The sequence below is a fragment of the Microcystis sp. M49636_WE2 genome, assembly GCF_030065375.1.
GTDB classification, from domain to species: Bacteria; Cyanobacteriota; Cyanobacteriia; order Cyanobacteriales; family Microcystaceae; genus Microcystis; species Microcystis aeruginosa_C.
This window is the reverse complement of the sequence record NZ_JASJFG010000134.1, coordinates 1-2,772: the sequence shown is the minus strand read 5'-3', so window position 1 is coordinate 2,772 and position 2,772 is coordinate 1. Positions and strand designations below refer to the sequence as shown.

Genomic DNA, 2,772 nt, shown 5'->3' with positions numbered 1-2,772 from the left:
TCTGCGGGATTATCGACGGGAATAGCGATACTTTTCTGGGTTTCCGAAAGGTTAGTTTCCCGCAGATTAGCCACCTCTTGGCGCAATCTTTCCCGATAGCTGCCGGTGATATTTTCGGGGAATTCTTCCGTCTCCGTGGTGACAGTTTCCGCGGGCGGATTTTGTCGATTACTGGGGTTAAAGGACAACCTAGGGCGATCGCCGACCAAGGGAGTAAGATTTTGATTAACTCTAGCGGTGGCAGAGCGGTCGGGAACCACTAGGGTTTGATTAACTTTAATCCGGTTGGGGTTGTCAATGCCGTTTTCCCTAGCTAATTCGGCGGGGGTAATGCCGAGAGCGCGAGCGATCGTGTTTAAGGTATCCCCGGGCCGAACCCGATAAACTTGGTTTTCTGGGGGAACTATGACCCTAGGATTGGGAACGGCGGGAATTTCAGTCACAGGAGCCGGATTTCGTAGGGCAAAGCTGGGAATTTCCGGTCTGCTTGTCAAGGGAGGATTAAGGGGAATTGTGGCTATCGGGCGATCGCTTTCAGGGGTGGGAACGGGAATCGGGATCACCTGGCTAGTTGGTTGGGGGGATTCTTCGGGAGCGATAACGGGAATCTCGACGCTAGTTGGCGAATTATCGGGAACGAGAGCGGTAGTTTCAGTAACGATTACTGTTTCCCCAGAATGGGACTGATGGGGGGTTTCCTCGGTCCGTAAGGCGGCCAAACTTTCTTGGAGACGTTGACGGGTTTGACGGAGACTAGCAGAGGAACTATCCAACTGCTCAGGAGTTGCTGCCGGGGCTGCCGAGGGCAACTGCTCAGGAGTGGGTATTTTTAAAGTTTGTCCGATAATCAAATCGGAATGGGGGGAGAGATTATTGCTGTTAGCGATCGCTGTGGGGGTGGTTTGATAGCTGTCGGCTAAACTCCACAGGGATTCTCCCGGTTTTACCTGATGCTCCACTACTGATGTGGCGATGAATTTGACGGTGGCCAGTGCTTGGGATGGGATTATCTGCGGTTCTTTGAGTTCTTTACCCGCAGCTTTGGCTTTTTGGGACAGGTCGATCACTTCCCATTCTAAGGGTACAGAATTGGCGGCCTGGGCTGATTCTGAGGTGGAGTTGAGAATGCTAGGTACTCCCAGAGAGAGTGCTAATCCCAGCAGAGCAACTGAGTAACGGACTCGGTTAGACTCAGCGGTGCAATTCTTTTCTGGGGTAGCGGATGTGATGGGGTGGTGGATAAAAGTCTCTTTCAAACAGACCTCCTGTGGTGTAAAGAGTTAGCTAGAGCCAGTCGATTAAGCCGATGGGTCTAGCTTTCAGCATTAGCCTTGAGGCTAGAGTAGAAGTTAGACAACTTTACTTTTTAGTCAAAATACCTAAAGGTGACTTTTAGGAGAGATTAACTTAGATTTTGAAATCATGCAAGTCTCCCTCTGACCATTAGCACCGGGATCACGGCAAGTTGGTGACATTTTGAATGTCCAGATTGACGATGCTCTATCTCAGTTGTTCCAAGCTGATCAGCATTTTTCGTCTTGCCAATTTTTGCCAGTTTTTTGATAGAAATTTTTTATCGGTTTTGCCGTTTAGAAAGAAATTATTAATGATTCGCTGCTCGCAAGAAGCAATGATAGCTATTCAGGGGGCAATAATTAGGGTTTGCCCAAAAAGTTTTTCATGGGGTGTGGGGTGTGGGGTGTGGGGTTTTACCGAGAAAAATACGGGGCGTTGATGTCAAAACAAATACAGCCTAACGCCTACCGGCTCTTCATAGAAATTCCCCAAGCTAGAGAAAATTATTGGGATGAGCCTCAAAGATATTATTGATGCGTTACCTGCGGGTTTTTGCACCCGACAAGAGCGGTGATCGTACTATCCTTATAGTTGGTATCCTAATGTTATCAACACAACATCTTCTAGTTGAGCTATTGTTTCAGTCCTAAGTAGTCCTAACCGCTGAATTAAACGGGTCTTATCTAACACTCTAATTTGAAAACAAAGTGCGACTGAATCCTGCGATAACCCGCCATCTCCCTGTCTAATCAACATACAGATTGGTAATGAAGCACGGCGTTGGTTTGTCGTTAGGGGAATAGCAATGGTTGTTGTGGAAAATTGAGAAACAATATCATTTTGGAAAATAATTATAGGACGAATACCTGCCTGCTCAGAACCTTGAGCAGGATTGAGGTTTGCTAACCAAACTTCCCCACGTTTAAGCTGTTCAGTCATTGATGATCTTCCTGAGCAAGCATCACTGCATAATCATCCATTCCAGCTTCGGCAAAGATACGGTCTTCCTCGGCGAAATCAGTCGCAAGGGAAACAAGTTGACTAGGATCGAGAATGATCCGGCGGCGTTTATCTTGGAACTTGAGAAAGGCAATGAAGTCAGCAACTTGCTGAAGTTGATCATTAGTTAGTTGGTCAAGGTCTTGCTTAAGAGCTTGGCGAGTGACTGGCATAGCAGCGAGTTAGAAGATTGTAAGCTTTTAATTTATTTTACCTTTTTCGTCCCTGAAACTGAACCTCTCTATTTTAACTTAAGCGATCGCATTTTCAGAAATTCATAGTTCTAGAGTAGCCCAAGTCAAAAAAGCCAAACATCTTCAACTTTTGATAACTGCTCTGAGTCCAGTTCACCTAATACCAATCGATTTTAGTTTTGATCCCCCCTGCCCCCCTTAATAAGGGGGGTTTGATCCCCCCTTACTCCCCCCTTATTAAGGGGGGTTTGATCCCCCCTTACTCCCCCCTTGATAAGGGGGG

At 46.9% G+C, this 2,772-nt stretch carries 3 protein-coding genes; all 3 read right to left on the bottom strand.

Annotated features, from left to right (window positions below; all coding sequences use genetic code 11):
• Positions 1-1,229 (bottom strand): LysM peptidoglycan-binding domain-containing protein (locus PX484_RS03155; protein ID WP_288102826.1); only part of this gene is annotated, 1,229 nt, incomplete at its 3' end.
• 652 nt (positions 1,230-1,881) lie between these two features.
• On the bottom strand, positions 1,882-2,235 hold the full coding sequence (locus PX484_RS03150) for a type II toxin-antitoxin system PemK/MazF family toxin (RefSeq protein WP_288102824.1): 354 nt from the start codon (positions 2,233-2,235) through the stop codon (positions 1,882-1,884).
• Positions 2,232-2,468, bottom strand: coding sequence for a hypothetical protein (locus PX484_RS03145; RefSeq protein WP_002737182.1), 237 nt, complete (start codon positions 2,466-2,468; stop codon positions 2,232-2,234). The genes PX484_RS03150 and PX484_RS03145 overlap by 4 nt, the downstream gene beginning before the upstream one ends.
• Positions 2,469-2,772 lie beyond the last annotated feature (304 nt).